This is a genomic window from Pseudomonas sp. MD195_PC81_125, assembly GCF_014060985.1.
GTDB classification, from domain to species: domain Bacteria; phylum Pseudomonadota; class Gammaproteobacteria; order Pseudomonadales; family Pseudomonadaceae; genus Aquipseudomonas; species Aquipseudomonas parakoreensis.
Window position 1 is genome coordinate 1 of record NZ_JABULD010000365.1, and the last position, 757, is coordinate 757.

Sequence of the window (757 nt, forward strand, 5' to 3'; positions counted from 1 at the left end):
AACCCGTTCATGAAAAAAGCATCGTGGTTTGAATTGTTATAATGTAACATCCAATTCATTCAAAACGATGGTTCCGAACATGAATTCGCTGACACTTCCGGATATCGCCACTCAAGCCTCTCGACAAGCATTACCGCTTGAGTGGGTGGGAATGCGCGGCATTGCCTTGCCGGTTTTATTGGATGGCCAGCGTCTGAGCGCTAAGGCAGATGCAGGCGTCAGTCTTGACGATGGTGAGGCGCGTGGGATTCACATGTCGCGTTTGTATCTGGCCTTGGCAACGCTTGAGCAGCAGAACCTTTCTCCACGGGTTTTGCATCAGGTACTGGACGATTTTCTGGCCAGCCACGAGGGCTTATCCAGCAATGCCTATCTGAATATCCACAGCGAAGTGCTGCTGAAACGACCCGCGTTGGTCAGCCCACTGGCGGGGTGGAAAAGCTATCCAGTGAGCATTTCTGCCAGCCTCAAAAACAACGTGTTCCACGTGGAACTCAAGATCGATGTGCCCTACTCCTCGACCTGCCCATGCTCAGCCGCATTAGCGAGGCAACTGATCCAGCAGCAGTTCATCGATGATTTTGCCAATAAGCCACTGCAGCACGCTGAAGTTCTGGCTTGGCTTGGATCAAGCCACGGCATCGTTGCCACTCCGCACAGCCAACGCAGCATCGCGCAATTGCACATGCACCTGGACGAGTTTATCGATGAGCTGCCCCTGAGCGTGATCATCAACGACGCTGAAGCCGCACTGGGT

The 757-nt window shown here is 53.2% G+C and carries 1 protein-coding gene; it reads left to right on the top strand.

Annotated elements, in window-relative coordinates:
• Nucleotides 1-79: 79 nt before the first annotated feature.
• A partial coding sequence (locus tag HT737_RS15355; RefSeq protein WP_182403128.1) for a GTP cyclohydrolase, FolE2/MptA family occupies nucleotides 80-757 on the top strand: 678 nt, incomplete at its 3' end.